We start from the raw sequence: 26049 nt of genomic DNA, 5'->3' as shown, positions 1-26049 counted from the left end.
CCGTACCGTTGGCGCGGGCGTTGTAGCTAAAGTTCTGGGCTAATTCGTTAGCTTTGAATTAAAAAGGGCGCTTCGGCGCCCTTTTTGCTGTCTGTCGTTCAGAGGGAATGGGTGTTTAACGGTCTATTCATAACGTGCGCTGCTGCGGAGAATGCGGAAATGGTCTATTGTAATCATAACCATTCTCATTTAATATTTGTGCATAAATTGAACGGGAGTTTCTATGTACGTTTGTTTGTGCAATGGCGTAAGTGATAAAAAAATTCGCCAGGTTGTTCGTCAGTTTCAACCGCAGTCTTTTCAGCAATTACGTAAGTTTATTCCCGTTGGAAATCAATGCGGTAAATGCGTTCGTGCGGCGCGCGAAGTGATGGAAGATGAATTAACCACCATGCCGGAATTCAAAGAAATCGCCTGAAGTTCACGCTTCTCTTTTGACATCGCTATAGGCCGGACTACGCTTCAATGAGTGGAAGCGGAGGGACTATATAATGAAAGGTGATGTCAAAATCATAAGTTATCTCAATAAATTATTGGGAAATGAGCTGGTCGCAATTAATCAGTATTTTCTCCATGCGAGAATGTTCAAAAACTGGGGCCTGATGCGCCTCAATGATATCGAATACCACGAATCCATCGACGAAATGAAGCACGCCGATAAGTATATCGAACGTATTCTTTTTCTAGAAGGTATCCCGAATCTGCAGGATCTCGGCAAGCTTGGCATCGGTGAAGATGTGGAAGAGATGCTGCAGTCGGATCTAAGACTGGAGCTGGAAGGAGCGCAAAATTTGCGCGAGGCGATTGCCTATGCCGACAGTGTTCATGACTACGTCAGCCGCGACATGATGATTGAGATCCTGGCGGATGAAGAAGGCCATATCGACTGGCTGGAAACCGAACTCGATCTGATTGGCAAAATCGGTCTGCAAAATTACCTGCAGTCGCAGATCAAAGTGTCAGATTAGCCATCGTCTGCCACCCGCACCAGAAACCCGCAGCCGCCAGAAATGGCCCAAACGGCAGCGGGTTGTTCCCCCTCCATTTACTGCTCCCGCCGCACCTGGCGTACAAACCTGATACTGCCCACACTGTGCAGGCGAGAAGCGATGCAACCAGTAACAGCTGCGGCAGCATTCGCCAGCCATGCCATGCGCCGAGGGCGGCAAGATATTTTACGTCTCCATACCCCAATCCTTCATAGCCGCGAATCCCGCGATATAGCCAGTAAAGCGCAGCCAGAGAGAGATAGCCGGCTATTGCTCCCCAAACGGCATCATGGAGCTGCTGCGGTGCCAGACAGAGATAAAAGAGCAAACCACTCCACAGCAGGGGACAGGTGAAACGGTCGGGCAACAGACCGTGGTGCAGGTCCTGGTGACATAATGCCACGGTCAATCCGCCGTAGCACAGCATGAAGGGGAGGGCGGCGAGCATAAGTGACCCCGCGATGGTTGATGAACAGTGCGTCACTATGTGCATCCTCCCGCGTTCAGCACAAAAGGCATTTTCCGAGAATGGATGGCACAATCCGCACTCTTTCTCCGCATTGCAACTCCATACAGCGCGCTATCGCGAAGACGCGCAAATCCCGGTGATGATTTTATAAACAGCACTTGCGTCGTGCCAGAATTTGCGTATAATGCGCGGGCCTGTCAAAGTTGACAGCCGGTTCGATATGAACCCTGATAGTGCTTTTTGCTATCAAACAATGTCCCCAATCGGGGGACTATGTAAGAACGGTTACACTCTCCCATCAATCGTAATGGGTATGAGGAGTAATCATTTCGTCTATAAAATAATTGGAGCTCTGGTCTCATGCAGAACCAAAGAATCCGTATCCGCCTTAAAGCGTTTGATCATCGTCTGATCGATCAATCAACCGCGGAAATCGTCGAGACTGCTAAGCGCACTGGTGCGCAAGTCCGTGGTCCGATCCCGCTGCCGACCCGCAAAGAGCGCTTTACCGTTCTGATCTCCCCGCACGTCAACAAAGACGCGCGTGACCAGTACGAAATTCGCACTCACAAGCGTCTGGTTGACATCGTTGAGCCAACTGAAAAAACCGTTGATGCTCTGATGCGTCTGGATCTGGCTGCCGGTGTAGACGTGCAGATCAGCCTGGGTTAATCAGGTCATCGAGCGATTGAGAGGTTGAAACAATGATTGGTTTAGTCGGTAAAAAAGTGGGCATGACCCGCATCTTCACTGAAGATGGCGTATCTATCCCAGTAACCGTAATCGAAGTTGAAGCAAACCGTGTTACTCAGGTTAAAGACCTGGCTAACGATGGCTACCGCGCAATCCAGGTTACCACCGGTGCTAAAAAAGCTAACCGTGTAACCAAGCCGGAAGCGGGTCACTTCGCTAAAGCTGGCGTTGAAGCTGGCCGTGGTCTGTGGGAATTCCGTCTGGCTGACGGCGAAGAATTCACCGTAGGTCAGAACATTAGCGTTGAACTGTTTGCTGACGTTAAAAAAGTTGACGTAACCGGTACCTCTAAAGGTAAAGGTTTTGCTGGTACCGTTAAGCGCTGGAACTTCCGTACCCAGGACGCTACTCACGGTAACTCCTTGTCTCACCGCGTTCCGGGTTCTATCGGTCAGAACCAGACTCCGGGCAAAGTGTTCAAAGGCAAGAAAATGGCAGGTCAGCTGGGTAATGAGCGTGTAACCGTTCAGAGCCTGGACGTAGTACGTGTTGACGCTGAGCGCAACCTGCTGCTGGTTAAAGGTGCTGTCCCGGGTGCGACCGGTAGCGACCTGATCGTTAAACCAGCTGTGAAGGCGTGAGGAGATAGCAATGGAATTAGTATTGAAAGACGCGCAGAGCGCGCTGACTGTTTCCGAAACTACCTTCGGTCGTGATTTCAACGAAGCGCTGGTTCACCAGGTTGTTGTTGCTTATGCAGCTGGTGCGCGTCAGGGCACTCGTGCTCAGAAGACTCGTGCTGAAATCACTGGCTCCGGTAAAAAACCGTGGCGCCAGAAAGGTACCGGCCGTGCGCGTTCTGGTTCTATCAAGAGCCCGATCTGGCGTTCCGGTGGCGTGACCTTCGCTGCTCGTCCGCAGGACCACAGTCAAAAAGTTAACAAGAAGATGTACCGCGGCGCGCTGAAAAGCATTCTGTCCGAGCTGGTACGTCAGGATCGTCTGATCGTTGTCGAGAAGTTCTCTGTTGAAGCGCCGAAAACTAAGCTGCTGGCACAGAAACTGAAAGACATGGCTCTGGAAGATGTGCTGATCATCACCGGTGAGCTGGACGAGAACCTGTTCCTGGCCGCACGTAACCTGCACAAGGTTGACGTACGTGATGCGAACGGTATCGACCCGGTTAGCCTGATCGCCTTCGACAAAGTCGTAATGACTGCTGATGCTGTTAAGCAAGTTGAGGAGATGCTGGCATGATTCGTGAAGAACGTCTGCTGAAGGTGCTGCGCGCACCGCACGTTTCTGAAAAAGCGTCTACTGCGATGGAAAAAACAAACACCATCGTTCTCAAAGTTGCTAAAGACGCGACCAAAGCAGAAATCAAAGCTGCTGTGCAGAAACTGTTTGAAGTCGAAGTCGAAGTCGTTAACACCCTGGTTGTTAAAGGGAAAGTTAAACGTCACGGACAGCGTATCGGTCGTCGTAGCGACTGGAAAAAAGCTTACGTCACCCTGAAAGAAGGCCAGAACCTGGACTTCGTTGGCGGCGCTGAGTAAGTCGGAGGAGTAATACAATGGCAGTTGTTAAATGTAAACCGACATCTCCGGGTCGTCGCCACGTCGTTAAAGTGGTTAACCCAGAGCTGCACAAGGGCAAACCTTTTGCTCCGTTGCTGGAAAAAAACAGCAAATCCGGTGGTCGTAACAACAATGGCCGTATCACCACCCGTCATATCGGTGGTGGCCACAAGCAGGCTTACCGTATTGTTGACTTCAAACGCAACAAAGATGGTATCCCGGCAGTTGTTGAACGTCTTGAGTACGATCCGAACCGCTCCGCGAACATCGCGCTGGTTCTGTACAAAGACGGCGAGCGCCGTTACATCCTGGCCCCGAAAGGCCTGAAAGCTGGCGACCAGATTCAGTCTGGCGTTGATGCTGCAATCAAAGCAGGCAACACCCTGCCGATGCGCAATATCCCGGTTGGTTCTACCGTTCATAACGTAGAAATGAAACCAGGTAAAGGCGGTCAGCTGGCTCGTTCCGCTGGTACTTACGTTCAGATCGTTGCTCGCGACGGTGCTTATGTCACCCTGCGTCTGCGTTCTGGTGAAATGCGTAAAGTCGAAGCAGACTGCCGCGCTACTCTGGGCGAAGTTGGCAATGCTGAGCATATGCTGCGCGTTCTGGGTAAAGCAGGTGCTGCACGCTGGCGTGGTGTTCGTCCTACCGTTCGCGGTACTGCGATGAACCCAGTAGACCACCCACATGGTGGTGGTGAAGGTCGTAACTTTGGTAAGCACCCGGTATCCCCGTGGGGCCTGCAGACCAAAGGTAAGAAGACCCGCAGCAACAAGCGTACTGATAAATTCATCGTACGTCGCCGTAGCAAATAATTTTAGAGGATAAGCCATGCCACGTTCTCTCAAGAAAGGTCCTTTTATTGACCTGCACTTGCTGAAGAAGGTAGAGAAAGCGGTGGAAAGCGGAGACAAGAAGCCCCTGCGCACTTGGTCCCGTCGTTCAACGATCTTTCCTAACATGATCGGTTTGACCATCGCTGTCCATAATGGTCGTCAGCACGTTCCAGTATTTGTTTCCGACGAAATGGTCGGCCACAAACTGGGTGAATTCGCACCGACTCGTACTTATCGCGGCCACGCTGCTGATAAAAAAGCGAAGAAGAAATAAGGTAGGAGGAAGAGATGGAAACTTTAGCTCAACATCGCCATGCTCGTTCTTCTGCTCAGAAGGTTCGCCTCGTAGCTGACCTGATTCGCGGTAAGAAAGTGTCGCAGGCCCTGGATATTCTGACCTACACCAACAAAAAAGCTGCTGTACTGGTCAAGAAGGTACTGGAATCTGCCATTGCTAACGCTGAACACAACGATGGCGCTGACATTGATGATCTGAAAGTTGCGAAAATTTTCGTAGACGAAGGCCCGAGCATGAAGCGCATTATGCCGCGTGCTAAAGGTCGTGCAGATCGCATCCTGAAGCGCACCAGCCACATCACTGTGGTTGTGTCCGATCGCTGAGACTCTGGAGACTAGCAATGGGTCAGAAAGTACATCCTAATGGTATTCGCCTGGGTATTGTCAAACCATGGAACTCTACCTGGTTCGCGAACACCAAAGAATTCGCTGACAACCTGGACAGCGATTTTAAAGTACGTCAGTTCCTGACTAAAGAACTGGCTAAAGCGTCTGTATCTCGCATCGTTATCGAGCGTCCGGCTAAGAGCATCCGTGTGACCATTCACACCGCTCGCCCGGGTATCGTTATCGGTAAGAAAGGCGAAGACGTAGAAAAACTGCGCAAGGTCGTAGCGGATATCGCTGGCGTACCTGCACAGATCAATATCGCCGAAGTTCGTAAACCTGAACTGGACGCAAAACTGGTTGCTGACAGCATCACTTCTCAGCTGGAACGTCGCGTTATGTTCCGTCGTGCGATGAAGCGTGCTGTACAGAACGCAATGCGTCTGGGCGCTAAAGGTATCAAAGTTGAAGTTAGCGGCCGTCTGGGCGGCGCGGAAATCGCACGTACCGAATGGTACCGTGAAGGTCGCGTACCGCTGCACACTCTGCGTGCTGACATCGACTACAACACCTCTGAAGCGCACACCACTTACGGTGTAATCGGCGTTAAGGTATGGATCTTCAAAGGTGAGATCCTGGGTGGTATGGCTGCTGTTGAACAACCGGAACCGGCTGCTCAACCTAAAAAGCAGCAGCGTAAAGGCCGTAAATAAGGAGCGTCGCTGATGTTACAACCAAAGCGTACAAAATTCCGTAAAGTGCACAAAGGCCGCAACCGTGGTCTGGCGCAGGGTACGGATGTTAGCTTCGGCACTTTCGGTCTGAAAGCTGTTGGCCGTGGTCGTCTGACTGCCCGTCAGATCGAAGCAGCACGTCGTGCTATGACCCGTGCAGTTAAGCGTCAAGGTAAGATCTGGATCCGTGTATTCCCGGACAAACCGATCACCGAGAAGCCGCTGGAAGTTCGTATGGGTAAAGGTAAAGGTAACGTGGAGTACTGGGTTGCCTTGATTCAGCCGGGTAAAGTCCTGTATGAAATGGACGGTGTACCGGAAGAGCTGGCCCGTGAAGCATTCGGCCTGGCAGCAGCGAAACTGCCGATCAAAACCACCTTTGTAACTAAGACGGTGATGTAATGAAAGCAAAAGAGCTGCGTGAAAAAAGCGTTGAAGAGCTGAACGCTGAGCTGCTGAACCTGCTGCGTGAGCAGTTCAACCTGCGCATGCAGGCTGCAAGTGGCCAGCTGCAACAGACTCATCTGCTGAAGCAAGTGCGTCGTGATGTTGCACGCGTTAAGACTTTACTGACTCAGAAGGCGGGTGCGTAATGACCGATAAAATCCGTACTCTGCAAGGTCGCGTAGTTAGCGACAAAATGGAGAAATCCATTGTTGTTGCTATCGAACGTATGGTGAAACACCCGGTTTACGGTAAATTCATCAAACGTACGACCAAACTGCACGTACATGACGAGAACAACGAATGCGGTATCGGCGACAAGGTTGAAATCCGCGAATGCCGTCCGCTGTCCAAGACTAAGTCCTGGACGCTGGTTCGCGTTGTAGAGAAAGCGGTTCTGTAATAGAGTACGCATTCTCGATACGGATAAACGGCTCAGCGATGAGCCGTTTATTTTTTCTACCCATATCTGGTTTGTGGTGTTATAATGCCGCGCCCTCGATATGGGGCTTTTTAACGACCCTAATTTTCGGGTCTCAGTAGTAGTTGACATTAGCGGAGCACTAAAATGATCCAAGAACAGACTATGCTGAACGTCGCCGACAACTCCGGTGCACGTCGCGTAATGTGTATCAAGGTTCTGGGTGGCTCGCACCGTCGCTACGCAGGCGTAGGCGACATCATCAAGATCACCATCAAAGAAGCAATTCCGCGTGGTAAGGTCAAAAAAGGTGATGTGCTGAAGGCGGTAGTGGTGCGCACCAAGAAGGGTGTTCGTCGCCCGGACGGTTCTGTCATTCGCTTCGATGGTAATGCATGCGTTATTCTGAACAATAACAGCGAGCAGCCTATCGGTACGCGTATTTTTGGGCCGGTAACTCGTGAACTTCGTACCGAGAAGTTCATGAAAATTATCTCTCTGGCACCAGAAGTACTCTAAGGAGCGAATCATGGCAGCGAAAATCCGTCGTGATGACGAAGTTATCGTGTTAACCGGTAAAGATAAAGGTAAGCGCGGTAAAGTTAAGAATGTCCTGTCTTCCGGCAAGGTCATTGTTGAAGGTATCAACCTGGTTAAGAAACACCAGAAGCCGGTTCCGGCTCTGAACCAACCAGGCGGCATCGTTGAAAAAGAAGCTGCAATTCAGGTTTCTAACGTTGCAATCTTCAATGCGGCAACCGGCAAGGCTGACCGTGTAGGCTTTAGATTCGAAGACGGCAAAAAAGTCCGTTTCTTCAAGTCTAACAGCGAAACTATCAAGTAATTTGGAGTAGTACGATGGCGAAACTGCATGATTACTACAAAGACGAAGTAGTTAAGAAACTCATGACTGAGTTTAACTACAATTCTGTCATGCAAGTCCCTCGGGTCGAGAAGATCACCCTGAACATGGGTGTTGGTGAAGCGATCGCTGACAAGAAACTGCTGGATAACGCAGCAGCTGACCTGGCAGCAATCTCCGGTCAAAAACCGCTGATCACCAAAGCACGCAAATCAGTTGCAGGCTTCAAAATCCGTCAGGGCTATCCGATCGGCTGTAAAGTAACTCTGCGTGGCGAACGCATGTGGGAGTTCTTTGAGCGCCTGATCACTATTGCTGTACCGCGTATTCGTGACTTCCGCGGCCTGTCCGCTAAGTCTTTCGACGGTCGTGGCAACTACAGCATGGGTGTCCGTGAGCAGATCATCTTCCCAGAAATCGACTACGATAAAGTCGACCGCGTTCGTGGTTTGGATATTACCATTACCACTACTGCGAAATCTGACGAAGAAGGCCGTGCTCTGCTGGCTGCCTTTGACTTCCCGTTCCGCAAGTAAGGTAGGGTTACTTAATGGCTAAGCAATCAATGAAAGCACGCGAAGTAAAGCGCGTGGCTTTAGCTGATAAATTCTTCGCTAAACGCGCTGAACTGAAAGCTATCATCTCTGATGTGAACGCAACCGACGAAGATCGTTGGAATGCCGTTCTCAAGCTGCAGACTCTGCCGCGTGATTCCAGCCCGTCTCGTCAGCGTAACCGCTGCCGTCAAACAGGTCGTCCGCATGGTTTCCTGCGGAAGTTCGGGTTGAGCCGTATTAAGGTCCGTGAAGCCGCTATGCGCGGTGAAATCCCGGGTCTGAAAAAGGCTAGCTGGTAATTGTCACCAATTGAATCACGGGAGTAAAGACAGATGAGCATGCAAGATCCGATCGCGGATATGCTGACCCGTATCCGTAACGGTCAGGCCGCGAACAAAGCTGCGGTCACCATGCCTTCCTCCAAGCTGAAAGTGGCAATCGCCAACGTGCTGAAGGAAGAAGGTTTTATCGAAGATTTTAAAGTTGAAGGCGACACCAAGCCTGAACTGGAACTTACTCTCAAGTATTTCCAGGGCAAAGCTGTTGTAGAAAGCATTCAGCGTGTCAGCCGCCCAGGTCTGCGCATCTATAAGAAAAAAGATGAGCTGCCGAAAGTTATGGCCGGTCTGGGTATCGCAGTTGTTTCTACCTCTAAAGGTGTTATGACTGATCGTGCAGCGCGCCAGGCTGGTCTTGGTGGCGAAATTATCTGCTACGTAGCCTAATCGGAGGAAAAAATGTCTCGTGTTGCTAAAGCACCGGTCGTTGTTCCTGCCGGCGTTGATGTAAAAATCAACGGTCAGGTTATTACGATCAAAGGTAAAAACGGCGAGCTGACTCGTACTCTCAACGATGCTGTTGAAGTTAAACATGCAGATAATGCTCTGACCTTCGGTCCGCGTGATGGTTACGCAGACGGTTGGGCTCAGGCTGGTACCGCGCGTGCCCTGCTGAACTCGATGGTTATCGGTGTTACCGAAGGCTTCACTAAGAAGCTGCAGCTGGTTGGTGTAGGTTATCGTGCAGCGGTCAAAGGGAATGTAGTAAACCTGGCTTTAGGTTTCTCTCACCCGGTTGATCATCAGCTGCCTGCGGGTATCACTGCAGAATGTCCGACTCAGACTGAAATCGTGCTGAAAGGCGCTGATAAGCAGGTGATCGGCCAGGTTGCAGCAGATCTGCGCGCCTACCGTCGTCCTGAGCCTTACAAAGGCAAGGGTGTTCGTTACGCCGACGAAGTCGTGCGTACCAAAGAGGCTAAGAAGAAGTAAGGTAACACTATGGATAAGAAATCTGCTCGTATCCGTCGTGCGACCCGCGCACGCCGCAAGCTCCAGGAGCTGGGCGCAACTCGCCTGGTGGTACATCGTACCCCGCGTCACATTTACGCACAGGTAATTGCACCGAATGGTTCTGAAGTTCTGGTAGCTGCTTCTACTGTAGAAAAAGCTATCGCTGAACAACTGAAGTACACCGGTAACAAAGACGCTGCAGCAGCTGTGGGTAAAGCTGTCGCTGAACGCGCTCTGGAAAAAGGCATCAAAGATGTTTCCTTTGACCGTTCCGGGTTCCAATATCATGGTCGTGTCCAGGCACTGGCAGATGCTGCCCGTGAAGCTGGCCTTCAGTTCTAAGGTAGAGGTGTAAGATGGCTCACATCGAAAAACAAGCTGGCGAACTGCAGGAAAAGCTGATCGCGGTAAACCGCGTATCTAAAACCGTTAAAGGTGGTCGTATTTTCTCCTTCACAGCTCTGACTGTAGTAGGCGATGGTAACGGTCGCGTTGGTTTTGGTTACGGTAAAGCGCGTGAAGTTCCAGCAGCGATCCAGAAAGCGATGGAAAAAGCCCGTCGCAATATGATTAACGTCGCGCTGAACCACGGCACCCTGCAGCACCCGGTTAAGGGTACTCACACGGGTTCTCGTGTATTCATGCAGCCGGCTTCCGAAGGTACCGGTATCATCGCCGGTGGTGCAATGCGCGCCGTTCTGGAAGTCGCTGGGGTTCGTAACGTTCTGGCTAAAGCGTATGGTTCCACTAACCCGATTAACGTGGTTCGTGCAACTATCGACGGTCTGGAAAACATGAAGTCCCCGGATATGGTCGCTGCCAAGCGTGGTAAATCCGTTGAAGAAATTCTGGGGAAATAAACCATGGCAAAGACTATTAAAATTACTCAAACCCGCAGTGCAATCGGTCGTCTGCCGAAACACAAGGCAACGCTGCTTGGCCTGGGTCTGCGTCGTATTGGTCACACCGTAGAGCGCGAGGATACTCCTGCTGTTCGTGGTATGGTCAACGCGGTTTCCTTCATGGTTAAAGTTGAGGAGTAAGAGATGCGTTTAAATACTCTGTCTCCGGCCGAAGGCTCCAAAAAGGCGGGTAAACGCCTGGGTCGTGGTATCGGTTCTGGCCTCGGTAAAACCGGTGGTCGTGGTCACAAAGGTCAGAAATCTCGTTCTGGCGGTGGCGTACGTCGCGGTTTCGAGGGTGGTCAGATGCCTCTGTACCGTCGTCTGCCGAAATTCGGCTTCACTTCTCGTAAAGCGATGATCACTGCAGAGATCCGTCTCTCCGATCTGGCTCACGTAGAAGGCGATGTAGTAGACCTGAACGCGCTGAAAGCGGCTAACATTATCGGTGTCCAGATCGAGTTCGCGAAAGTGATCCTGTCTGGTGAGGTAACTCGTCCGGTAACTGTTCGTGGCCTGCGTGTGACTAAAGGTGCTCGTGCTGCTATCGAAGCTGCTGGCGGTAAAATTGAGGAATAAGTAGCAGATGGCTAAACAACCGGGATTAGATTTTCAAAGTGCCAAAGGTGGCCTTGGCGAACTGAAACGCAGACTTCTGTTTGTGGTCGGTGCGCTGATAGTGTTCCGTATTGGCTCTTTTATTCCGATCCCTGGTATTGATGCCGCTGTACTTGCCAAACTGCTTGAGCAACAGCGAGGCACCATCATTGAAATGTTCAACATGTTCTCTGGTGGTGCTCTCAGCCGTGCTTCTATCTTTGCACTGGGGATTATGCCGTACATTTCGGCATCGATCATCGTGCAGCTGCTGACGGTGGTTTACCAACCGCTGGCGGAACTGAAGAAAGAAGGGGAGTCTGGTCGTCGTAAGATCAGCCAGTACACCCGTTACGGTACTCTGGTGCTGGCGATATTCCAGTCGATCGGTATTGCTACCGGTCTGCCGAATATGCCTGGTATGCAAGGCCTGGTAATTAATCCAGGCTTTGCATTCTATTTCACCGCTGTTGTCAGTCTGGTCACAGGGACTATGTTCCTGATGTGGCTCGGCGAACAGATCACTGAACGCGGTATCGGTAACGGTATCTCGATCATTATCTTCGCCGGTATCGTTGCGGGACTCCCGCCAGCCATCGCCCATACTATCGAGCAAGCGCGTCAAGGCGACCTGCACTTCCTCCTGTTGCTGTTGGTTGCAGTATTAGTATTTGCAGTGACCTTCTTTGTTGTATTCGTTGAACGTGGTCAACGCCGCATTGTGGTAAACTACGCTAAACGTCAACAGGGTCGTCGTGTCTATGCTGCACAGAGCACACATTTACCGCTGAAAGTGAATATGGCGGGGGTAATCCCGGCAATCTTCGCTTCCAGTATTATACTGTTCCCGGCAACCATTACGTCATGGTTCGGGGGTGGTACTGGTTGGAACTGGCTGACAACAATTTCGCTGTATTTGCAGCCTGGGCAACCGCTTTATGTGTTACTCTATGCGTCTGCAATCATCTTCTTCTGTTTCTTCTACACGGCGTTGGTTTTCAACCCGCGTGAAACAGCAGATAACCTGAAGAAGTCCGGTGCATTTGTACCAGGAATTCGTCCGGGAGAGCAAACGGCGAAGTATATCGATAAAGTGATGACTCGCCTGACTCTGGTTGGTGCGTTGTATATTACTTTTATCTGCCTGATCCCGGAGTTCATGCGTGACGCGATGAAAGTGCCGTTCTACTTCGGTGGGACCTCGCTGCTTATCGTTGTTGTCGTGATTATGGACTTTATGGCTCAAGTGCAAACTCTGATGATGTCCAGTCAGTATGAGTCTGCATTGAAGAAGGCGAACCTGAAAGGCTACGGCCGTTAAAACTGGTCGCCCGAGAAGTTACGGAGAGTAAAAATGAAAGTTCGTGCTTCCGTCAAGAAATTATGCCGTAACTGCAAAATCGTTAAGCGTGATGGCGTCATCCGTGTGATTTGCAGTGCCGAGCCGAAGCATAAACAGCGCCAAGGCTGATTTATTCGCATATTTTTCTTGCAAAGTTGGATTGAGCTGGCTAGATTAGCCAGCCAATCTTTTGTATGTCTGTACGTTTCCATTTGAGTATCCTGAAAACGGGCTTTTCAGCATGGTACGTACATATTAAATAGTAGGAGTGCATAGTGGCCCGTATAGCAGGCATTAACATTCCTGATCACAAACATACCGTAATCGCTTTAACCGCTATTTTCGGTATCGGCAAAACCCGTTCTAAAGCTATCTGCGCTGAAACGGGCATCGCTGAAAATGTTAAGATCAGTGAGCTGTCTGAAGAACAAATTGATATTCTGCGTGAAGCAGTAGGTAAATTTGTCGTTGAAGGTGATCTGCGCCGTGAAATCACCCTGAGCATCAAGCGTCTGATGGACCTTGGTTGCTACCGTGGTTTACGCCATCGTCGTGGTCTTCCGGTTCGCGGTCAGCGTACCAAGACCAACGCACGTACCCGTAAGGGTCCGCGTAAACCGATCAAGAAATAATCGGGGTGATTGAATAATGGCAAAGGCACCAGTTCGTGCACGTAAGCGTGTAAGAAAACAAGTCTCTGATGGCGTGGCTCATATCCATGCTTCTTTTAACAACACCATCGTTACTATCACTGATCGTCAGGGTAACGCACTGGGTTGGGCAACAGCCGGTGGTTCCGGTTTCCGTGGTTCTCGCAAATCCACTCCGTTTGCAGCTCAGGTTGCAGCAGAGCGTTGCGCAGAAGCCGTAAAAGAATACGGCATCAAGAATCTGGAAGTTATGGTCAAAGGTCCGGGTCCGGGTCGCGAATCTACTATTCGTGCACTGAACGCCGCTGGTTTCCGCATCACTAATATTACTGATGTGACTCCGATCCCTCATAACGGTTGTCGTCCGCCGAAAAAACGTCGCGTATAACGCTACGTTTTCCAGGTTAGTTGGAGAAAGAAAATGGCAAGATATTTGGGTCCTAAGCTCAAGCTGAGCCGTCGTGAGGGCACCGACTTATTCCTTAAGTCTGGCGTTCGCGCGATCGATACCAAGTGTAAAATTGAACAAGCTCCTGGCCAGCACGGTGCGCGTAAACCGCGTCTGTCTGACTATGGTGTGCAGTTGCGTGAAAAGCAAAAAGTTCGCCGTATGTACGGTGTGCTGGAGCGTCAGTTCCGTAACTACTATAAAGAAGCAGCACGTCTGAAAGGCAACACCGGTGAAAACCTGTTGGCTCTGCTGGAAGGTCGTCTGGACAACGTTGTATACCGTATGGGCTTCGGCGCCACTCGTGCTGAAGCACGCCAGCTGGTTAGCCACAAAGCGATTATGGTAAACGGTCGTGTTGTTAACATCGCTTCTTATCAGGTTAAAGCGAATGACGTTGTCAGCATTCGTGAGAAAGCGAAAAAGCAATCTCGCGTGAAAGCCGCTCTGGAGCTGGCTGAGCAGCGTGAAAAGCCAACCTGGCTGGAAGTTGATGCTGGCAAGATGGAAGGTACGTTCAAGCGTCAGCCGGAGCGTTCTGATCTGTCTGCGGACATTAACGAACACCTGATCGTCGAGCTTTACTCCAAGTAAAGCTTAGTACCAAAGAGAGGACACAATGCAGGGTTCTGTGACAGAGTTTCTAAAACCGCGCCTGGTCGATATCGAGCAAGTGAGTTCGACGCACGCCAAGGTGACCCTTGAGCCTTTAGAGCGTGGCTTCGGCCATACTCTGGGTAACGCACTGCGCCGTATTCTGCTCTCATCGATGCCGGGTTGCGCGGTGACCGAGGTTGAGATTGATGGTGTACTGCACGAGTACAGCACCAAAGAAGGCGTTCAGGAAGACATCCTTGAAATCCTGCTCAACCTGAAAGGGCTGGCGGTGAGAGTTCAGGGTAAAGATGAAGTCATCCTTACTTTGAATAAATCTGGCATTGGCCCTGTGACTGCAGCCGACATTACCCACGACGGTGATGTCGAAATCGTCAAGCCGCAGCACGTGATTTGCCACCTGACTGATGAGAACGCTGCTATTAGCATGCGTATCAAAGTTCAGCGCGGTCGCGGTTATGTGCCGGCTTCTGCCCGAATTCATTCGGAAGAAGATGAGCGCCCAATCGGCCGTCTGCTGGTCGACGCCTGCTACAGCCCTGTAGAGCGTATTGCCTACAATGTTGAAGCTGCGCGTGTAGAACAGCGTACCGACCTGGACAAGCTGGTCATCGAAATGGAAACCAACGGCACAATCGATCCTGAAGAGGCGATTCGTCGTGCGGCAACCATTCTGGCTGAACAACTGGAAGCTTTTGTTGACTTACGTGATGTACGTCAGCCAGAAGTGAAAGAAGAGAAACCAGAGTTCGATCCGATCCTGCTGCGCCCTGTTGACGATCTGGAATTGACTGTCCGCTCTGCTAACTGCCTCAAGGCAGAAGCTATCCACTATATCGGTGATCTGGTACAGCGTACCGAGGTTGAGTTGCTGAAAACGCCGAACCTGGGTAAAAAATCTCTTACTGAGATTAAAGACGTGCTGGCTTCCCGTGGACTGTCTCTGGGCATGCGCCTGGAAAACTGGCCACCAGCAAGCATTGCTGACGAGTAACCGGATCACAGGTTAAGGTTTTACTGAGAAGGATAAGGTCATGCGCCATCGTAAGAGTGGTCGTCAACTGAACCGCAACAGCAGCCATCGCCAGGCTATGTTCCGTAACATGGCAGGTTCGCTGGTTCGTCATGAAATCATCAAGACGACCCTGCCGAAAGCGAAAGAACTGCGTCGCGTAGTTGAGCCGCTGATTACTCTTGCCAAGACTGATAGCGTTGCTAATCGTCGTCTGGCATTCGCCCGCACTCGTGATAACGAGATCGTGGCAAAACTGTTTAACGAGCTGGGCCCGCGTTTCGCGAGCCGCGCCGGTGGTTACACTCGCATTCTGAAGTGTGGCTTCCGTGCAGGCGACAACGCGCCGATGGCATACATCGAGCTGGTTGATCGTGCTGAGCCGAAAGCAGAAGCTGCTGCAGAGTAATCTGTAGTAACGTAAAAAAACCCGCCCCGGCGGGTTTTTTTATATCTACCTCATCTCCACTTCACTACACTATCTGTACTCTTTTTGTTCATCCCCGGAGCCGTAGAATGTGGTTACTGGATCAGTGGGCGGAACGCCATATCCTCGATGCCCAAACTAAAGGTGAGTTCGATAACTTACCCGGCAGCGGCGAACCGCTGACTCTCGATGACGATTCGCATGTGCCGGCGGAGCTGCGGGCAGGTTATCGCCTTCTGAAGAATGCTGGATGCCTTCCCCCGGAGCTGGAGCAGCGTCGGGAAGCGGTTGCACTGGCTGATTTACTGAAGGGAGTCCGCCAGGACGATCCGCGTCATGCTGAACTGAGCAAACGGCTTGCCTTGCTTGAACTGAAGCTTCGTCAGGCTGGCCTGAGCACCGACTTTTTACGCGGTGAGTATGCCGACGCTTTGCTACAAAGAATGAATCAGGAGTAAATATGTATCGTATTGGTGAGCTGGCTAAGCTGGCTGACGTCACGCCAGATACCATCCGCTACTATGAAAAGCAGCAGATGATGGATCATGACGTGCGCACCGAGGGGGGCTTTCGTCTTTACTCGGATAACGATCTTCAGCGGCTACGCTTTATTCGCTATGCCCGTCAGTTGGGCTTCACTCTGGAAGCGATCCGTGAATTATTGTCGATCCGTATCGATCCTGAGCACCATACCTGCCAGGAATCGAAAGGGATAGTTCAGGCGCGATTAAGCGAAGTTGAGGCGCGGATCAACGAGTTACAGACGATGCGTCGCTCTCTGCAGCGGCTTAATGATGCCTGCTGTGGGACGGCGCACAGTAGTGTTTATTGTTCGATCCTCGAGGCCCTTGAACAAGGCGCCAGCAATGGCGGTACGGGACGTTGATTTTTTCATCGCGCGGATCTACACTCGCGCGGAATTCACACATGCACTGGAGTTAATATGAGTCGCTATCAGCATACTAAAGGGCAAATTAAAGATAACGCCATTGAGGCACTTCTCCACGATCCGTTATTCAGGCAGCGCGTAGAGAAAAACAAGAAAGGGAAAGGAAGCTATCAACGTAAAGATAAACATGCAGGAAGGATTGACCGGGAGGCCAGTGGCAAGCAAGCGAATCGCTTTTTTACCACTGGCCTTCTGCTTTCTGTACTGATTAAGAACGGTTGTTTTGTTCTTTCAGCAGATCGCGAATTTCGCTCAGCAGGACTTCTTCTTTAGAGGGGGCTGGCGGTGCCGCCGGAGCCTCTTCTTTCTTACGATTTAACTTATTCATCAGTTTAATCGCCATGAAGATGGCAAACGCGACGATGATGAAATCGAAAACGTTCTGAATGAATACTCCATAGTGCATCACCACAGCCGGGACATCGCCCTGGGCATCACGTAGCGTGACGGCAAACTGTTTAAAATCGATCCCGCCAATCAACAGACCGAGCGGTGGCATAATAATATCTGCGACCAGCGATGAAACAATTTTACCGAATGCTGCACCGATGATCACACCCACTGCCAAATCGACAACATTCCCGCGCATCGCGAATTCGCGAAACTCTTTTAAAAAACTCATTTTATTCTCCTTGTGCCAGCTGACCTTGTAAGTTTAACAAATGTATTTTCATTTGCCATTAACAGTAGATAGTTACCGCAAATTATTAACCTTTGAATAATAAGGGATAATAAAAAGGCGCCTGTTCGGCGCCCTGGGAATTACAGGAAGAAAGGACTTGGCTGGAACAGCCTTTCGACATCGGAAATAAACTTCTTATCGGTTAAAAACATGATCACATGATCGCCCTGCTCGATCCGCAGATTATTATTGGCGATCATTACGTCGTTGCCCCGCACAACGGCACCGATGATCGTGCCTGGCGGCAGCTTGATCTCATCGATCGAACGCCCGACTACCCGGGAAGTACTCTCATCGCCGTGCGCGACTGCCTCAATCGCTTCTGCAACGCCGCGGCGTAGGGAGGAGACGCCGACAATATCGGCTTTACGGACATGACTGAGGAGTGCGGAAATTGTGGCTTGCTGAGGTGATATCGCGATATCGATGACGCTGCCCTGGACCAGATCCACGTAGGCTCTACGCTGGATCAGCACCATCACTTTTTTCGCGCCCATTCGCTTGGCCAGCATCGCTGACATAATATTTGCTTCGTCGTCGTTAGTGACGGCAATAAACAGGTCCACCTGGTCAATATGCTCTTCAGCCAGCAGCTCCTGGTCTGACGCATCACCGTAGAAAACGATAGTATGCTGCAGTTTTTCCGCCAGCTCTGCGGCTCGCTGCTGGTTACGTTCGATAAGCTTAACGCTGTAGTCTTTTTCCAGCTTATGGGCCAGACCCGCGCCAATATTGCCCCCGCCGACCAGCATAATACGCTTATACGGCTTTTCCAGTCGCTGTAGTTCGCTCATGACCGCGCGAATATGCTGCGAGGCGGCAATAAAGAAGACTTCATCGCCGGCCTCGACAATCGTCGAACCCTGCGGGCGGATGGGGCGATCGTGGCGGAAAATAGCGGCCACGCGCGTATCGATATGCGGCATGTGTTCCCGCATAGTGGACAACGCATTCCCCACCAGCGGACCGCCGTAATAAGCCTTCACTACAGCAAGACTGACTTTTCCTTCGGCGAAGTTCACAACCTGCAGCGCGCCGGGATATTCGATCAGACGATGGATATTGTCGATGACCAGCTGTTCCGGAGCGATTAAGTGGTCGATCGGCACGGCTTCAGAATTGAAGAGCTTTTCCGCATCACGCACGTAGTCTGGCGCACGAATGCGAGCGATACGGTTTGGGGTATTGAATAATGAGTAGGCGACCTGACAGGCCACCATGTTGGTTTCGTCCGAACTGGTGACCGCTACCAGCATATCGGCATCATCGGCTCCCGCCTCGCGCAGTACGCGAGGGTGAGAGCCGTGTCCCTGGACGACACGCAGGTCGAACTTATCCTGCAGGCTGCGCAGACGGTCGCCATTGGTATCAACCAGCGTAATATCATTGTTCTCGCCGACGAGGTTCTCCGCCAGCGTGCCGCCGACCTGGCCGGCGCCCAGAATAATAATCTTCATCTGCAGTGACCCATTAGTTCCGACGTTTGATTAGCTTAGCGTAAAAGAAGCCATCACCTTCTTCCGCGCCCGGCAGATTTTGCTGCCCCGGGCTCGCAGGCGTGCCGGTGGCGTGAAGTTCTGCATCCGGGGTTCGCGCGAGGAAGGCGGCAATTTGCTGGCTATTCTCTTCCGGCAGTATTGAACAGGTGGCATACACCAGCGTGCCGCCAGGCTTCAGGTGTGTCCAGGTGGCATTCAGGATCTCGGCCTGCAGCTGGGCTAACTCGGCGATATCCCGATCCCGGCGCAGCCATTTGATATCTGGATGGCGGCGAATAACGCCAGTGGCAGAGCAGGGAGCATCCAGCAGAATACGATCGAACTGCTCGTCGCCACACCACTGCGCAGGGAAGCGACCATCGCCTTGTTTGACTTCGGCTTTCATGCCCAGTCGTTTCAGGTTGTCATAGACGCGGGACAGACGTTGTTCATCAATGTCCACCGCCATGACCTCAGCCTGGGGAGCGACTTCCAGAATATGCGTCGTCTTGCCGCCCGGCGCAGCGCAGAGATCGAGAATGCGCTCGCCGTTTTCCGGCTGCAGATAGCGCATGCAGCCCTGGGCAGAGGCATCCTGAACGGTTACCCATCCTTCGGCAAAACCCGGCAAAGCATGGACTGGGGCAGGGGTGGCCAGCCGCACGGCGTCGGGATAGTCAGGGTGAGTAAAGCCCTCTAAGCCGGCTTCTTTAAGCAGAGCAAGCCATTCATCCCGCGAATGATGGTTGCGGTTAACGCGCAGCCACATCGGTGGGCGCTGGTTATTCGCATCGACGATCTCCTGCCACTGTTGCGGCCAGGCCTGCTGCAGACGCTTAAGTAACCATTTGGGATGAAGATAACGGTTTTCATGCTCAGCGAATTCGGCCAATAACGCTTCCTGCTGGCGCTGGAACTGGCGTAGTACGCCGTTGATCAGTCCTTTAAGCTGTGGGCGTTTAATGGCCACTGCGCCTTCTACCGTTTCCGCCAGCGCGGCATGGGGGGGAATACGAGTATAGAGTAACTGATAGAGCCCAACCATGATCAGAAAATGCACGGTGCGCTGTTTGCCGGTCATCGGACGCGCCATCAGCTTATTGATAAGCCACTCGAGCTGGCTGAGCGTACGCAGTACGCCAAAGCACAGCTCCTGCAGCAGCGCTTTGTCTTTATCGCTAACTTTCTGCTGCAGAGGAGGGAGAACGTTGCTTAAAGATTGACCTTTCTCAACGACTTGCTCGATAGCCTGGGCGGCCAGGCTGCGTAAATTTATTTTGTTTTTCATAAGCGCAAAAATAAAAATGCCCGGCTAACCCGGGCTTTTAAAGAGATAACCGTCAGGCGAGACGGGTACCAGGGATGAACCACTCCCGGCGGGAATTGAGTAAGTCCTGCGAGCTCATCGCTTTTTTACCCGCTGGCTGTAATGATTCCAGACTGAGGATCCCATCACCCGTAGCGACCTGAATACCCTGTTTGGTTGCTGCCACTATTGTTCCCGGCTCGGCGTGCGTGGCTTCGGCAATAACCGTTGCCCGCCAGACTTTGACTGGCTGCCCGTCAATCTCCAGCCAACTCATTGGCCACGGATTAAACGCCCGGATGCAACGTTCGAGCTGTGCAGCGGAAAGCGACCAGTCGATGCGGGCCTCTTCTTTACTCAGCTTCTCGGCATAACTGACGAGTGACTCGTCCTGGACTTCAGGCTGTGCCGTCCCGTTGGCCAGTTGCGCTAAGGTTGTCAGCAGTCCCTGTGGGCCAAGATCGGCCAGCTTATCGTACAGGCTGCCGCTGGTATCCTCAGCGGTAATAGGGCAGGAAAGCTTATACAGCATGTCACCCGTATCAAGGCCGACGTCCATCTGCATAATGGTCACGCCGGTTTCGCTATCGCCCGCCCACAGTGAACGTTGGATCGGCGCGGCGCCACGCCAGCGCGGCAGCAGGGAACCATGAACGTTGATACAGCCCAGACGCGGCATCTCAAGCACCGCTTTTGGCAGAATCAGACCATACGCCACCACCACCATGATATCAGCGCCCAGATCGGCGATGAGCTGTTGGTTTTCCTGCGGACGAAGAGACGATGGCTGGAATACGGGAACGTCATGGGCTTCGGCCAGCACTTTTACCGGACTCGGCATTAATTTTTTGCCGCGTCCAGCAGGGCGGTCTGGCTGAGTGAATACGCCAACGACATGATGTTCAGACGACAACAGCGCGTCAAGATGACGCGCTGCGAAATCGGGAGTGCCGGCGAAAATGATACGTAGTGATTGTGACACGGTATTCCTTGTTATCAAGCCCGGGAGCGTAAACGATCCAGTTTCTCAACCTTCTGACGAATGCGCTGCTGCTTAAGCGGTGACAGATAGTCAATAAACAGTTTGCCGACCAGGTGATCCATTTCATGCTGGATACAGATAGCCAGCAGGCCATCGGCCTCCAGTTCAAACGGCTTACCGTCGCGGTCGAGCGCACGGATTTTCACTTTTTCAGCACGCGGCACCAGGGCGCGTTGTTCCGGAATAGACAGGCAGCCCTCTTCGATGCCGGTTTCGCCGTCTTTTTCCAGCAGCTCCGGGTTGATTAATACCAGACGCTCTTCCCGGTTTTCCGATACATCGATAACGATGATACGCTGATGGATATCGACCTGGGTTGCGGCCAGACCAATGCCCTCTTCAGCGTACATGGTGTCGAACATATCATCGACGATACGCTGAATTTCCGCATTCACTTCTTTGACCGGCTCGGCGACTTTGCGAAGGCGCTCGTCCGGAATATGTAACACTTGCAAAACTGCCATAAAGTTCCAGAGTCGTATTCAGGAGTTGATAAGATTATTAGCTCTATTCTAGACAAATCCCCCCGCAATTGACAGTCTCACTGTCCAATCGCAAAGATTGTCAATACCGCTTATGGCAGGGGGTAAGGATGACGCCCGACGAGATTTGGCTGCGGCTGATGAAGGTCAGTAATTTGTATGGCGACAGGATGCTGGATATTGCGCAGCGGCTATGCACAGCCGGTACGGTAGATCGTGAAACGCTGCATGCCGTCGGGATGACGGCGGCACAGGCAAAGTTATTTTTTCGGCTTGACGGGCGTGAGCTTGACGAGACGCGGCGCTGGCTGGAGCTCCCGGAACATCATCTGTTAAGGGCCGACGATCCGCGCTTTCCGTCGCGGCTAAGGGCCATCGCTGATTACCCCGGTGCGCTGTTGGTCAGCGGCGATCCCGCCCTGCTTCACAGCGCGCAGCTTGCCGTTATTGGTAGTCGCTTGCATTCCTGGTATGGCGCTCGCTGGGGGAAGTTGTTCAGCGAAGCGCTGGCGCGTAAAGGGATAACTATCACCAGTGGGCTGGCGTTAGGCATTGATGGCATCGCGCATCGCGGCGCGCTCGCGGCTGAGGGTAAAACCATCGCGGTGCTGGGCAACGGACTGGGCCAGGTTTATCCGCGGCGCCATGCAAGCCTCGCCCAGCAGATCATCAATAATGGCGGTGCGCTGGTGTCTGAATTTCCACTTATAACGCCGCCGCTTCCCGCGCATTTCCCCAGGCGCAACAGGATTATCAGCGGCCTGAGCCTGGGCGTGTTGGTGGTTGAGGCGGCATTGCGAAGCGGATCGCTGGTCACCGTCCGTTGCGCCCTGGAACAGGGAAGGGATGTGTTCGCCCTGCCAGGCCCGATTGGTAATCCGGGATCTGAAGGTCCGCACTGGTTAATCAAGCAAGGCGCGGTACCGGTGACTTCGCCAGAGGATATCGTGGAGTACTGGCAAACCGAGCTAGCCTGGCTTACTGATACGTCTGATTCGATAAATAATTGCGCCGATCAGCCGTCTGTAGCATTGCCATTTCCGGAGCTCCTGGCTAACGTAGGAGATGAGGTAACACCTGTTGACGTTGTCGCTGAACGTGCCGGCCAATCTGTGCCAGTAACCGTAGCTCAGCTACTTGAACTGGAGTTAGCAGGCTGGATCGCAGCTGTACCCGGCGGCTATGTCCGATTAAGGAGGGCAAGCCATGTTCGACGTACTCATGTATTTGTTTGAAACTTACATCCATAACGAAGCAGAAATGCGCGTGGATCAGGACAAACTGACGCGGGATCTTACCGATGCAGGCTTTGAGCGGGAAGATATCTATAACGCGTTAATGTGGCTCGAGAAACTGGCTGATTATCAGGAAGGTCTCGTTGAACCCATGCAGCTCGCTTCCGACCCGCTCTCGCTTCGGGTGTATACCGAAGAAGAGTGCCAGCGTCTGGATGCCAGTTGCCGGGGATTTTTACTCTTCCTCGAGCAGATTCAGGTGTTGAACCTCGAAACGCGAGAAATGGTGATAGAGCGCGTACTGGCGCTGGATACGGCAGAATTTGAGCTGGAAGACCTGAAATGGGTCATCCTGATGGTACTGTTCAATATTCCGGGCTGTGAAAACGCCTATCAGCAAATGGAAGAATTACTCTTCGAAGTAAATGAAGGTATGCTGCATTAATCTTTTTGCAGCAACATCGAGTTGTTATGACCAAATCAGCACTGTTTTCGGTGCGTAAAAATGAGCCCTGCCCGCAGTGTGGGGCTGAACTGGTGATCCGTTCCGGGAAACATGGCCCGTTTCTCGGCTGTTCGCATTATCCGGACTGTGACTATATCCGTCCCCTGAAAAGTCAGGCGGACGGGCATGTCGTTAAGGTGCTGGAGGGGCAAGTATGCCCATCGTGCGGCGCAGTTATGGTGCTACGCCAGGGGCGTTTTGGGATGTTCATTGGCTGTAGCCGCTATCCGGAATGCGAACATACCGAGCTAATTGATAAACCAGATGAGACGGCTATTGCTTGCCCGCAGTGCGGACAAGGCCATCTGGTGCAGCGTCGTTCCCGTTTCGGTAAAACCTTTCACTCCTGTGATCGCTATCCTGATTGCCAGTTCGTTATCAATTTTAAACCGGTGGCGGGCGAATGCCCTGAATGCCATTACCCGCTGTTAATAGAAAAGAAGACGGCGCAGGGGTTTAGACGCTTCTGTGCCAGTAAACAATGTGGAAAGCCGATCCCGGCGGAATAAATCAGTGAACAATAACCTGCCCTCAGAAGCCGTCGCCCATGCCGTGGCGGTCCTGAAAAATGAACATGTCATCGCCTATCCTACTGAAGCTGTGTTTGGCGTCGGCTGCGACCCAGACAGCGAAACGGCCGTCATGCGCCTGCTGGATCTCAAGCAGCGCCCTGTTGAGAAGGGATTGATCCTTATCGCCGCCAGCTTTGAGCAATTGAAGCCCTATATTGATGATTCACGGTTAAGTGCTGCGCAGCGGGACGCTATCTTTTCCTGCTGGCCAGGACCGGTGACGTTTGTATTCCCTGCCCGTCCTGAAACGCCGCGCTGGCTGACCGGTCGTTTTGATTCACTGGCTGTACGCGTGACCAACCATCCTTTGGTGATTGAATTGTGCGAAGCCTACGGGAAACCGCTGGTTTCAACGAGCGCTAATCTTACCGGGCAACCACCGTGCCGTACCACTGCAGAGGTGCATGCTCAGTTTGGTGACAGCTTCCCCGTCGTTGATGGCGCGACGGGTGGACGACAAAATCCATCTGAAATCCGTGATGCCCTGACGGGTGAACTGTTCCGCCAGGGGTGAACCATGGAAACCTATGCCGTTTTTGGTAATCCGATCGCGCACAGCAAGTCGCCTTCTATTCATCAGCTTTTTGCCCGCCAGTTAGGGATTACTCATCCTTATGGACGTGTGCTGGCGCCGCTGGACGATTTTGTCTCTTCTCTGAATCAGTTCTTTGCAGAAGGAGGAAAGGGGGCCAACGTCACCGTTCCTTTTAAAGAGGAAGCTTTTGCGCGCGCGGATGAGCTGACAGAACGCGCTGCGCTGGCGGGAGCAGTAAACACCCTGAAACGCCTGGAAAATGGCCGTTTACTGGGGGACAACACCGACGGTATTGGTCTCCTGAGCGATCTGGAACGTCTGGGGTTCATTAAGCCACGCCAGCGGATCCTGCTTGTCGGTGCTGGTGGCGCATCACGCGGGGTTCTTTTGCCGCTTCTGTCGCTGGGATGTGCCGTCACGATCGTCAATCGAACCTATTCTCGTGCCCATGAATTAGCCACTCTCTTCGCCCATACCGGGAGCGTCAGTGCAAGGGAGATGGATACCTTATCCGGGGAAACATTCGATCTGATCGTCAATGCGACGTCCAGTGGAATAGACGGTGATGTGCCGGCTGTCCCGGCGTCTGTTGTTAACCCCGACGTGTATTGCTATGACATGTTTTACCAGAAAGGGACGACGCCGTTTCTTCAGTGGTGCCAGCAGCATGGCGCAGTCCACTGCGCTGACGGGCTGGGAATGCTGGTGGCACAAGCCGCTCATGCCGTTCTGCTATGGCACGGCGTCCTGCCGGCTATTGCTCCGGTCATCGAAACGCTGCAGCAGGAACTGAATGCATGAATCAGGCGATTCAGTTTCCCGATCGGGAATCATGGGATGCCGAACGGCAGGGCGTGGTTTTTCCCGCGCTGGTTAATGGGATGCAATTAACCTGCGCAATTTCAGGGCAGATCCTTCAGCAGCGTTTCGGCGCAGAGGGGCCAGCGCAGTGGCTGGCCGCCTTCCAGGAACATCGTTGGGATCTAGAGGAAGAGGCGGAAGCATTGATCCGCGATGGTCAGGAAGATGCTCAGGGCTGGATCTGGTTATCCTGATCCAGGTACTCATTTTTCCATTTCACATAGTTATTTGCTGAATACTTGAGTCCTTCCCGTTCCGCCTCTGTCAGGGGGCGGATCTGTTTGACCGGATTGCCAAAGTAAAGGTAGCCGCTTTCCAGCTGTTTGTTCTGCGGTACCAGGCTTCCCGCACCAATCATGACATCATCGCCAACGACGACACCATCTAATAAGATCGAACCCATGCCAACCAGTACGCGGTTACCGATAGTGCAGCCGTGCAGCATCACTTTATGACCAACAGTCACATCCTCACCGATGATCAACGGATTTCCCTCCGGCTTATAAGAGGACTTATGGGTCACATGTAGAACGCTTCCGTCCTGAATATTGCTGCGTTGACCTATCGATACATAGTTGACGTCGCCGCGAATGGCCACCAGAGGCCAGACGCTGACATCATCGGCAATTCTGACATCGCCGATGATGACGCTGGATGCATCAATCATGACGCGAAGACCGATTTGTGGGAAAAATGCTTTATAGGGGCGCAGCTGAGCAGACATATAGACCTCAAAATACGGGAATGTAAGAAGACTTTGGTGGCTTTTATCGCCGTGTGCAACCCCTGAAAACGGTGAAAATTGAGCAAATCGTGCAATTACGCGACGAAAAGGGTGAAAAATCACCACTCAGAAAAAAAGATCGAAAAAAGGCTTGTGCAAAAAACTGGGATCCCTATAATGCGCA

General features: G+C 52.2%; 46 protein-coding genes. 39 read left to right on the top strand and 7 right to left on the bottom strand.

Going from position 1 to position 26049, the window contains the following annotated elements; all coding sequences use genetic code 11:
• The first annotated feature begins 223 nt into the window (after nucleotides 1-223).
• Together bfd and bfr are read left to right on the top strand one after the other, a co-directional pair.
• Complete coding sequence (gene bfd, locus ACKLKD_RS24875; RefSeq protein WP_025713648.1) at nucleotides 224-418, top strand: bacterioferritin-associated ferredoxin; 195 nt, start codon at nucleotides 224-226, stop codon at nucleotides 416-418.
• Between the two features lie 73 nt (nucleotides 419-491).
• Nucleotides 492-968, top strand: coding sequence for a bacterioferritin (gene bfr / locus ACKLKD_RS24870; protein WP_004206792.1), 477 nt, complete (start codon nucleotides 492-494; stop codon nucleotides 966-968).
• On the opposite strand, the gene ACKLKD_RS24865 is transcribed toward bfr, so the two are convergent.
• Nucleotides 952-1437, bottom strand: a complete 486-nt coding sequence (locus ACKLKD_RS24865) for a prepilin peptidase (protein WP_087806135.1) — start codon at nucleotides 1435-1437, stop codon at nucleotides 952-954. The two genes, bfr and ACKLKD_RS24865, sit on opposite strands and share 17 nt — an antisense overlap.
• Before the next feature lie 381 nt (nucleotides 1438-1818).
• Here ACKLKD_RS24865 and rpsJ point away from each other — a divergent pair, with 381 nt between their 5' ends.
• The 31 genes from rpsJ to ACKLKD_RS24710 all read left to right on the top strand — a co-directional run bounded on the left by rpsJ (nucleotide 1819) and on the right by ACKLKD_RS24710 (nucleotide 16716).
• Complete coding sequence (gene rpsJ / locus ACKLKD_RS24860; protein WP_001181005.1) at nucleotides 1819-2130, top strand: 30S ribosomal protein S10; 312 nt, start codon at nucleotides 1819-1821, stop codon at nucleotides 2128-2130.
• Nucleotides 2131-2162: 32 nt separating this feature from the next.
• Complete coding sequence (gene rplC / locus ACKLKD_RS24855; protein ID WP_002919796.1) at nucleotides 2163-2792, top strand: 50S ribosomal protein L3; 630 nt, start codon at nucleotides 2163-2165, stop codon at nucleotides 2790-2792.
• Between the two features lie 10 nt (nucleotides 2793-2802).
• Nucleotides 2803-3408 (top strand): 50S ribosomal protein L4, encoded by a 606-nt coding sequence (rplD, locus tag ACKLKD_RS24850; protein WP_002919794.1) that lies wholly within the window; start codon nucleotides 2803-2805, stop codon nucleotides 3406-3408.
• Nucleotides 3405-3707, top strand: a complete 303-nt coding sequence (gene rplW / locus ACKLKD_RS24845; protein ID WP_000617546.1) for a 50S ribosomal protein L23 — start codon at nucleotides 3405-3407, stop codon at nucleotides 3705-3707. Before rplD ends, rplW begins: the two co-directional genes overlap by 4 nt.
• 17 nt (nucleotides 3708-3724) lie before the next feature.
• Nucleotides 3725-4546 carry a 50S ribosomal protein L2 gene (gene rplB / locus ACKLKD_RS24840; RefSeq protein ID WP_002919786.1) on the top strand — a complete coding sequence of 274 codons (822 nt, stop codon included), beginning with the start codon at nucleotides 3725-3727 and terminating at the stop codon, nucleotides 4544-4546.
• Nucleotides 4547-4562: 16 nt separating this feature from the next.
• A complete protein-coding gene (rpsS, locus tag ACKLKD_RS24835; RefSeq protein ID WP_001138115.1) occupies nucleotides 4563-4841 on the top strand; it encodes a 30S ribosomal protein S19 in 279 nt (92 codons plus the stop codon).
• 14 nt (nucleotides 4842-4855) lie between these two features.
• On the top strand, nucleotides 4856-5188 hold the full coding sequence (rplV, locus tag ACKLKD_RS24830) for a 50S ribosomal protein L22 (protein WP_002919773.1): 333 nt from the start codon (nucleotides 4856-4858) through the stop codon (nucleotides 5186-5188).
• Between the two features lie 17 nt (nucleotides 5189-5205).
• Nucleotides 5206-5904, top strand: coding sequence for a 30S ribosomal protein S3 (gene rpsC, locus ACKLKD_RS24825; RefSeq protein ID WP_002919766.1), 699 nt, complete (start codon nucleotides 5206-5208; stop codon nucleotides 5902-5904).
• A gap of 12 nt (nucleotides 5905-5916) precedes the next feature.
• Complete coding sequence (gene rplP / locus ACKLKD_RS24820; protein ID WP_002919759.1) at nucleotides 5917-6327, top strand: 50S ribosomal protein L16; 411 nt, start codon at nucleotides 5917-5919, stop codon at nucleotides 6325-6327.
• Nucleotides 6327-6518: a 50S ribosomal protein L29 gene (rpmC, locus tag ACKLKD_RS24815; protein WP_002919754.1), complete on the top strand. Its 192-nt coding sequence runs from the start codon at nucleotides 6327-6329 to the stop codon at nucleotides 6516-6518. Before rplP ends, rpmC begins: the two co-directional genes overlap by 1 nt.
• A complete protein-coding gene (gene rpsQ, locus ACKLKD_RS24810) occupies nucleotides 6518-6772 on the top strand; it encodes a 30S ribosomal protein S17 (protein WP_002919751.1) in 255 nt (84 codons plus the stop codon). The genes rpmC and rpsQ overlap by 1 nt, the downstream gene beginning before the upstream one ends.
• Nucleotides 6773-6937: 165 nt before the next feature.
• On the top strand, nucleotides 6938-7309 hold the full coding sequence (gene rplN, locus ACKLKD_RS24805; protein WP_002919748.1) for a 50S ribosomal protein L14: 372 nt from the start codon (nucleotides 6938-6940) through the stop codon (nucleotides 7307-7309).
• A 10-nt stretch (nucleotides 7310-7319) separates the two neighbouring features.
• Nucleotides 7320-7634, top strand: a complete 315-nt coding sequence (rplX, locus tag ACKLKD_RS24800; protein WP_000729185.1) for a 50S ribosomal protein L24 — start codon at nucleotides 7320-7322, stop codon at nucleotides 7632-7634.
• 14 nt (nucleotides 7635-7648) lie between these two features.
• A complete protein-coding gene (gene rplE / locus ACKLKD_RS24795) occupies nucleotides 7649-8188 on the top strand; it encodes a 50S ribosomal protein L5 (protein WP_001096200.1) in 540 nt (179 codons plus the stop codon).
• Between the two features lie 14 nt (nucleotides 8189-8202).
• Nucleotides 8203-8508: a 30S ribosomal protein S14 gene (gene rpsN, locus ACKLKD_RS24790; protein WP_002919667.1), complete on the top strand. Its 306-nt coding sequence runs from the start codon at nucleotides 8203-8205 to the stop codon at nucleotides 8506-8508.
• Nucleotides 8509-8541: 33 nt separating this feature from the next.
• A complete protein-coding gene (rpsH, locus tag ACKLKD_RS24785; RefSeq protein WP_002919665.1) occupies nucleotides 8542-8934 on the top strand; it encodes a 30S ribosomal protein S8 in 393 nt (130 codons plus the stop codon).
• Nucleotides 8935-8946: 12 nt separating this feature from the next.
• Complete coding sequence (rplF, locus tag ACKLKD_RS24780; RefSeq protein ID WP_002919662.1) at nucleotides 8947-9480, top strand: 50S ribosomal protein L6; 534 nt, start codon at nucleotides 8947-8949, stop codon at nucleotides 9478-9480.
• 9 nt (nucleotides 9481-9489) lie between these two features.
• On the top strand, nucleotides 9490-9843 hold the full coding sequence (gene rplR / locus ACKLKD_RS24775; RefSeq protein WP_000358960.1) for a 50S ribosomal protein L18: 354 nt from the start codon (nucleotides 9490-9492) through the stop codon (nucleotides 9841-9843).
• Between the two features lie 14 nt (nucleotides 9844-9857).
• Nucleotides 9858-10361, top strand: a complete 504-nt coding sequence (gene rpsE / locus ACKLKD_RS24770) for a 30S ribosomal protein S5 (protein ID WP_002919545.1) — start codon at nucleotides 9858-9860, stop codon at nucleotides 10359-10361.
• Nucleotides 10362-10364: 3 nt separating this feature from the next.
• Nucleotides 10365-10544, top strand: coding sequence for a 50S ribosomal protein L30 (gene rpmD / locus ACKLKD_RS24765; protein WP_001140434.1), 180 nt, complete (start codon nucleotides 10365-10367; stop codon nucleotides 10542-10544).
• A gap of 3 nt (nucleotides 10545-10547) precedes the next feature.
• Nucleotides 10548-10982 (top strand): 50S ribosomal protein L15, encoded by a 435-nt coding sequence (rplO, locus tag ACKLKD_RS24760; RefSeq protein ID WP_002919516.1) that lies wholly within the window; start codon nucleotides 10548-10550, stop codon nucleotides 10980-10982.
• A 7-nt stretch (nucleotides 10983-10989) separates the two neighbouring features.
• On the top strand, nucleotides 10990-12321 hold the full coding sequence (gene secY / locus ACKLKD_RS24755) for a preprotein translocase subunit SecY (RefSeq protein WP_002919515.1): 1332 nt from the start codon (nucleotides 10990-10992) through the stop codon (nucleotides 12319-12321).
• 33 nt (nucleotides 12322-12354) lie between these two features.
• The gene (gene rpmJ, locus ACKLKD_RS24750) at nucleotides 12355-12471 is read left to right on the top strand and encodes a 50S ribosomal protein L36 (RefSeq protein ID WP_000868187.1); all 117 of its coding nucleotides are present in this window, start codon (nucleotides 12355-12357) and stop codon (nucleotides 12469-12471) included.
• Nucleotides 12472-12617: 146 nt separating this feature from the next.
• Nucleotides 12618-12974 carry a 30S ribosomal protein S13 gene (gene rpsM, locus ACKLKD_RS24745; protein WP_002919259.1) on the top strand — a complete coding sequence of 119 codons (357 nt, stop codon included), beginning with the start codon at nucleotides 12618-12620 and terminating at the stop codon, nucleotides 12972-12974.
• A 16-nt stretch (nucleotides 12975-12990) separates the two neighbouring features.
• On the top strand, nucleotides 12991-13380 hold the full coding sequence (rpsK, locus tag ACKLKD_RS24740; protein ID WP_004388621.1) for a 30S ribosomal protein S11: 390 nt from the start codon (nucleotides 12991-12993) through the stop codon (nucleotides 13378-13380).
• Nucleotides 13381-13413: 33 nt separating this feature from the next.
• Nucleotides 13414-14034 (top strand): 30S ribosomal protein S4, encoded by a 621-nt coding sequence (gene rpsD, locus ACKLKD_RS24735; RefSeq protein WP_002919224.1) that lies wholly within the window; start codon nucleotides 13414-13416, stop codon nucleotides 14032-14034.
• Nucleotides 14035-14059: 25 nt separating this feature from the next.
• The gene (locus ACKLKD_RS24730) at nucleotides 14060-15049 is read left to right on the top strand and encodes a DNA-directed RNA polymerase subunit alpha (protein WP_002919219.1); all 990 of its coding nucleotides are present in this window, start codon (nucleotides 14060-14062) and stop codon (nucleotides 15047-15049) included.
• 40 nt (nucleotides 15050-15089) lie between these two features.
• Nucleotides 15090-15476 (top strand): 50S ribosomal protein L17, encoded by a 387-nt coding sequence (gene rplQ / locus ACKLKD_RS24725; RefSeq protein ID WP_002919206.1) that lies wholly within the window; start codon nucleotides 15090-15092, stop codon nucleotides 15474-15476.
• Nucleotides 15477-15583: 107 nt separating this feature from the next.
• Nucleotides 15584-15952: a DUF1992 domain-containing protein gene (locus tag ACKLKD_RS24720; RefSeq protein WP_025713645.1), complete on the top strand. Its 369-nt coding sequence runs from the start codon at nucleotides 15584-15586 to the stop codon at nucleotides 15950-15952.
• A gap of 2 nt (nucleotides 15953-15954) precedes the next feature.
• Nucleotides 15955-16380: a Zn(2+)-responsive transcriptional regulator gene (zntR, locus tag ACKLKD_RS24715; RefSeq protein WP_025713644.1), complete on the top strand. Its 426-nt coding sequence runs from the start codon at nucleotides 15955-15957 to the stop codon at nucleotides 16378-16380.
• Between the two features lie 57 nt (nucleotides 16381-16437).
• Nucleotides 16438-16716: an alternative ribosome-rescue factor A gene (locus ACKLKD_RS24710; RefSeq protein ID WP_071993293.1), complete on the top strand. Its 279-nt coding sequence runs from the start codon at nucleotides 16438-16440 to the stop codon at nucleotides 16714-16716.
• Here the strand turns inward: ACKLKD_RS24710 and mscL are convergent.
• From mscL to def, 5 genes are all read right to left on the bottom strand, one after another.
• Entirely contained in the window at nucleotides 16652-17065 is a 414-nt protein-coding gene (gene mscL / locus ACKLKD_RS24705; protein ID WP_004145325.1) for a large-conductance mechanosensitive channel protein MscL, read from the bottom strand. The genes ACKLKD_RS24710 and mscL overlap by 65 nt on opposite strands.
• Before the next feature lie 140 nt (nucleotides 17066-17205).
• Nucleotides 17206-18582 carry a Trk system potassium transporter TrkA gene (gene trkA, locus ACKLKD_RS24700; protein WP_002919153.1) on the bottom strand — a complete coding sequence of 459 codons (1377 nt, stop codon included), beginning with the start codon at nucleotides 18580-18582 and terminating at the stop codon, nucleotides 17206-17208.
• 13 nt (nucleotides 18583-18595) lie between these two features.
• Nucleotides 18596-19891 (bottom strand): 16S rRNA (cytosine(967)-C(5))-methyltransferase RsmB, encoded by a 1296-nt coding sequence (rsmB, locus tag ACKLKD_RS24695; protein ID WP_025713643.1) that lies wholly within the window; start codon nucleotides 19889-19891, stop codon nucleotides 18596-18598.
• 52 nt (nucleotides 19892-19943) lie between these two features.
• On the bottom strand, nucleotides 19944-20891 hold the full coding sequence (fmt, locus tag ACKLKD_RS24690; RefSeq protein WP_025713642.1) for a methionyl-tRNA formyltransferase: 948 nt from the start codon (nucleotides 20889-20891) through the stop codon (nucleotides 19944-19946).
• A 14-nt stretch (nucleotides 20892-20905) separates the two neighbouring features.
• Nucleotides 20906-21415, bottom strand: a complete 510-nt coding sequence (gene def, locus ACKLKD_RS24685) for a peptide deformylase (RefSeq protein ID WP_008807058.1) — start codon at nucleotides 21413-21415, stop codon at nucleotides 20906-20908.
• A 128-nt stretch (nucleotides 21416-21543) separates the two neighbouring features.
• On the opposite strand from def, the gene dprA reads away from it, so the two are divergent.
• From dprA to ACKLKD_RS24655, 6 genes are read left to right on the top strand one after another with little or no spacing between them, the layout of a single operon-like run.
• Entirely contained in the window at nucleotides 21544-22668 is a 1125-nt protein-coding gene (gene dprA / locus ACKLKD_RS24680; protein ID WP_080898046.1) for a DNA-protecting protein DprA, read from the top strand.
• Nucleotides 22640-23113: a DUF494 family protein Smg gene (smg, locus tag ACKLKD_RS24675; RefSeq protein WP_008807060.1), complete on the top strand. Its 474-nt coding sequence runs from the start codon at nucleotides 22640-22642 to the stop codon at nucleotides 23111-23113. The genes dprA and smg overlap by 29 nt, the downstream gene beginning before the upstream one ends.
• A gap of 26 nt (nucleotides 23114-23139) precedes the next feature.
• Nucleotides 23140-23682 (top strand): type I DNA topoisomerase, encoded by a 543-nt coding sequence (locus tag ACKLKD_RS24670; RefSeq protein ID WP_080924994.1) that lies wholly within the window; start codon nucleotides 23140-23142, stop codon nucleotides 23680-23682.
• A 4-nt stretch (nucleotides 23683-23686) separates the two neighbouring features.
• Nucleotides 23687-24259, top strand: coding sequence for an L-threonylcarbamoyladenylate synthase type 1 TsaC (gene tsaC, locus ACKLKD_RS24665; protein ID WP_025713639.1), 573 nt, complete (start codon nucleotides 23687-23689; stop codon nucleotides 24257-24259).
• Between the two features lie 3 nt (nucleotides 24260-24262).
• Entirely contained in the window at nucleotides 24263-25081 is an 819-nt protein-coding gene (gene aroE, locus ACKLKD_RS24660; RefSeq protein WP_025713638.1) for a shikimate dehydrogenase, read from the top strand.
• Nucleotides 25078-25335, top strand: coding sequence for a DUF1488 domain-containing protein (locus ACKLKD_RS24655; RefSeq protein WP_002919125.1), 258 nt, complete (start codon nucleotides 25078-25080; stop codon nucleotides 25333-25335). The genes aroE and ACKLKD_RS24655 overlap by 4 nt, the downstream gene beginning before the upstream one ends.
• Here ACKLKD_RS24655 and ACKLKD_RS24650 read toward each other — a convergent pair.
• A complete protein-coding gene (locus tag ACKLKD_RS24650) occupies nucleotides 25311-25865 on the bottom strand; it encodes a gamma carbonic anhydrase family protein (RefSeq protein ID WP_025713637.1) in 555 nt (184 codons plus the stop codon). The two genes, ACKLKD_RS24655 and ACKLKD_RS24650, sit on opposite strands and share 25 nt — an antisense overlap.
• Between the last annotated feature and the right edge of the window lie 184 nt (nucleotides 25866-26049).

The organism is Klebsiella sp. 10982 (assembly GCF_048589245.1).
In the GTDB taxonomy this organism is placed as follows: Bacteria; Pseudomonadota; Gammaproteobacteria; order Enterobacterales; family Enterobacteriaceae; genus Klebsiella; species Klebsiella quasivariicola.
Note: the sequence above shows the minus strand (reverse complement) of the source record. Positions and strands in the feature narration are given on the sequence as shown.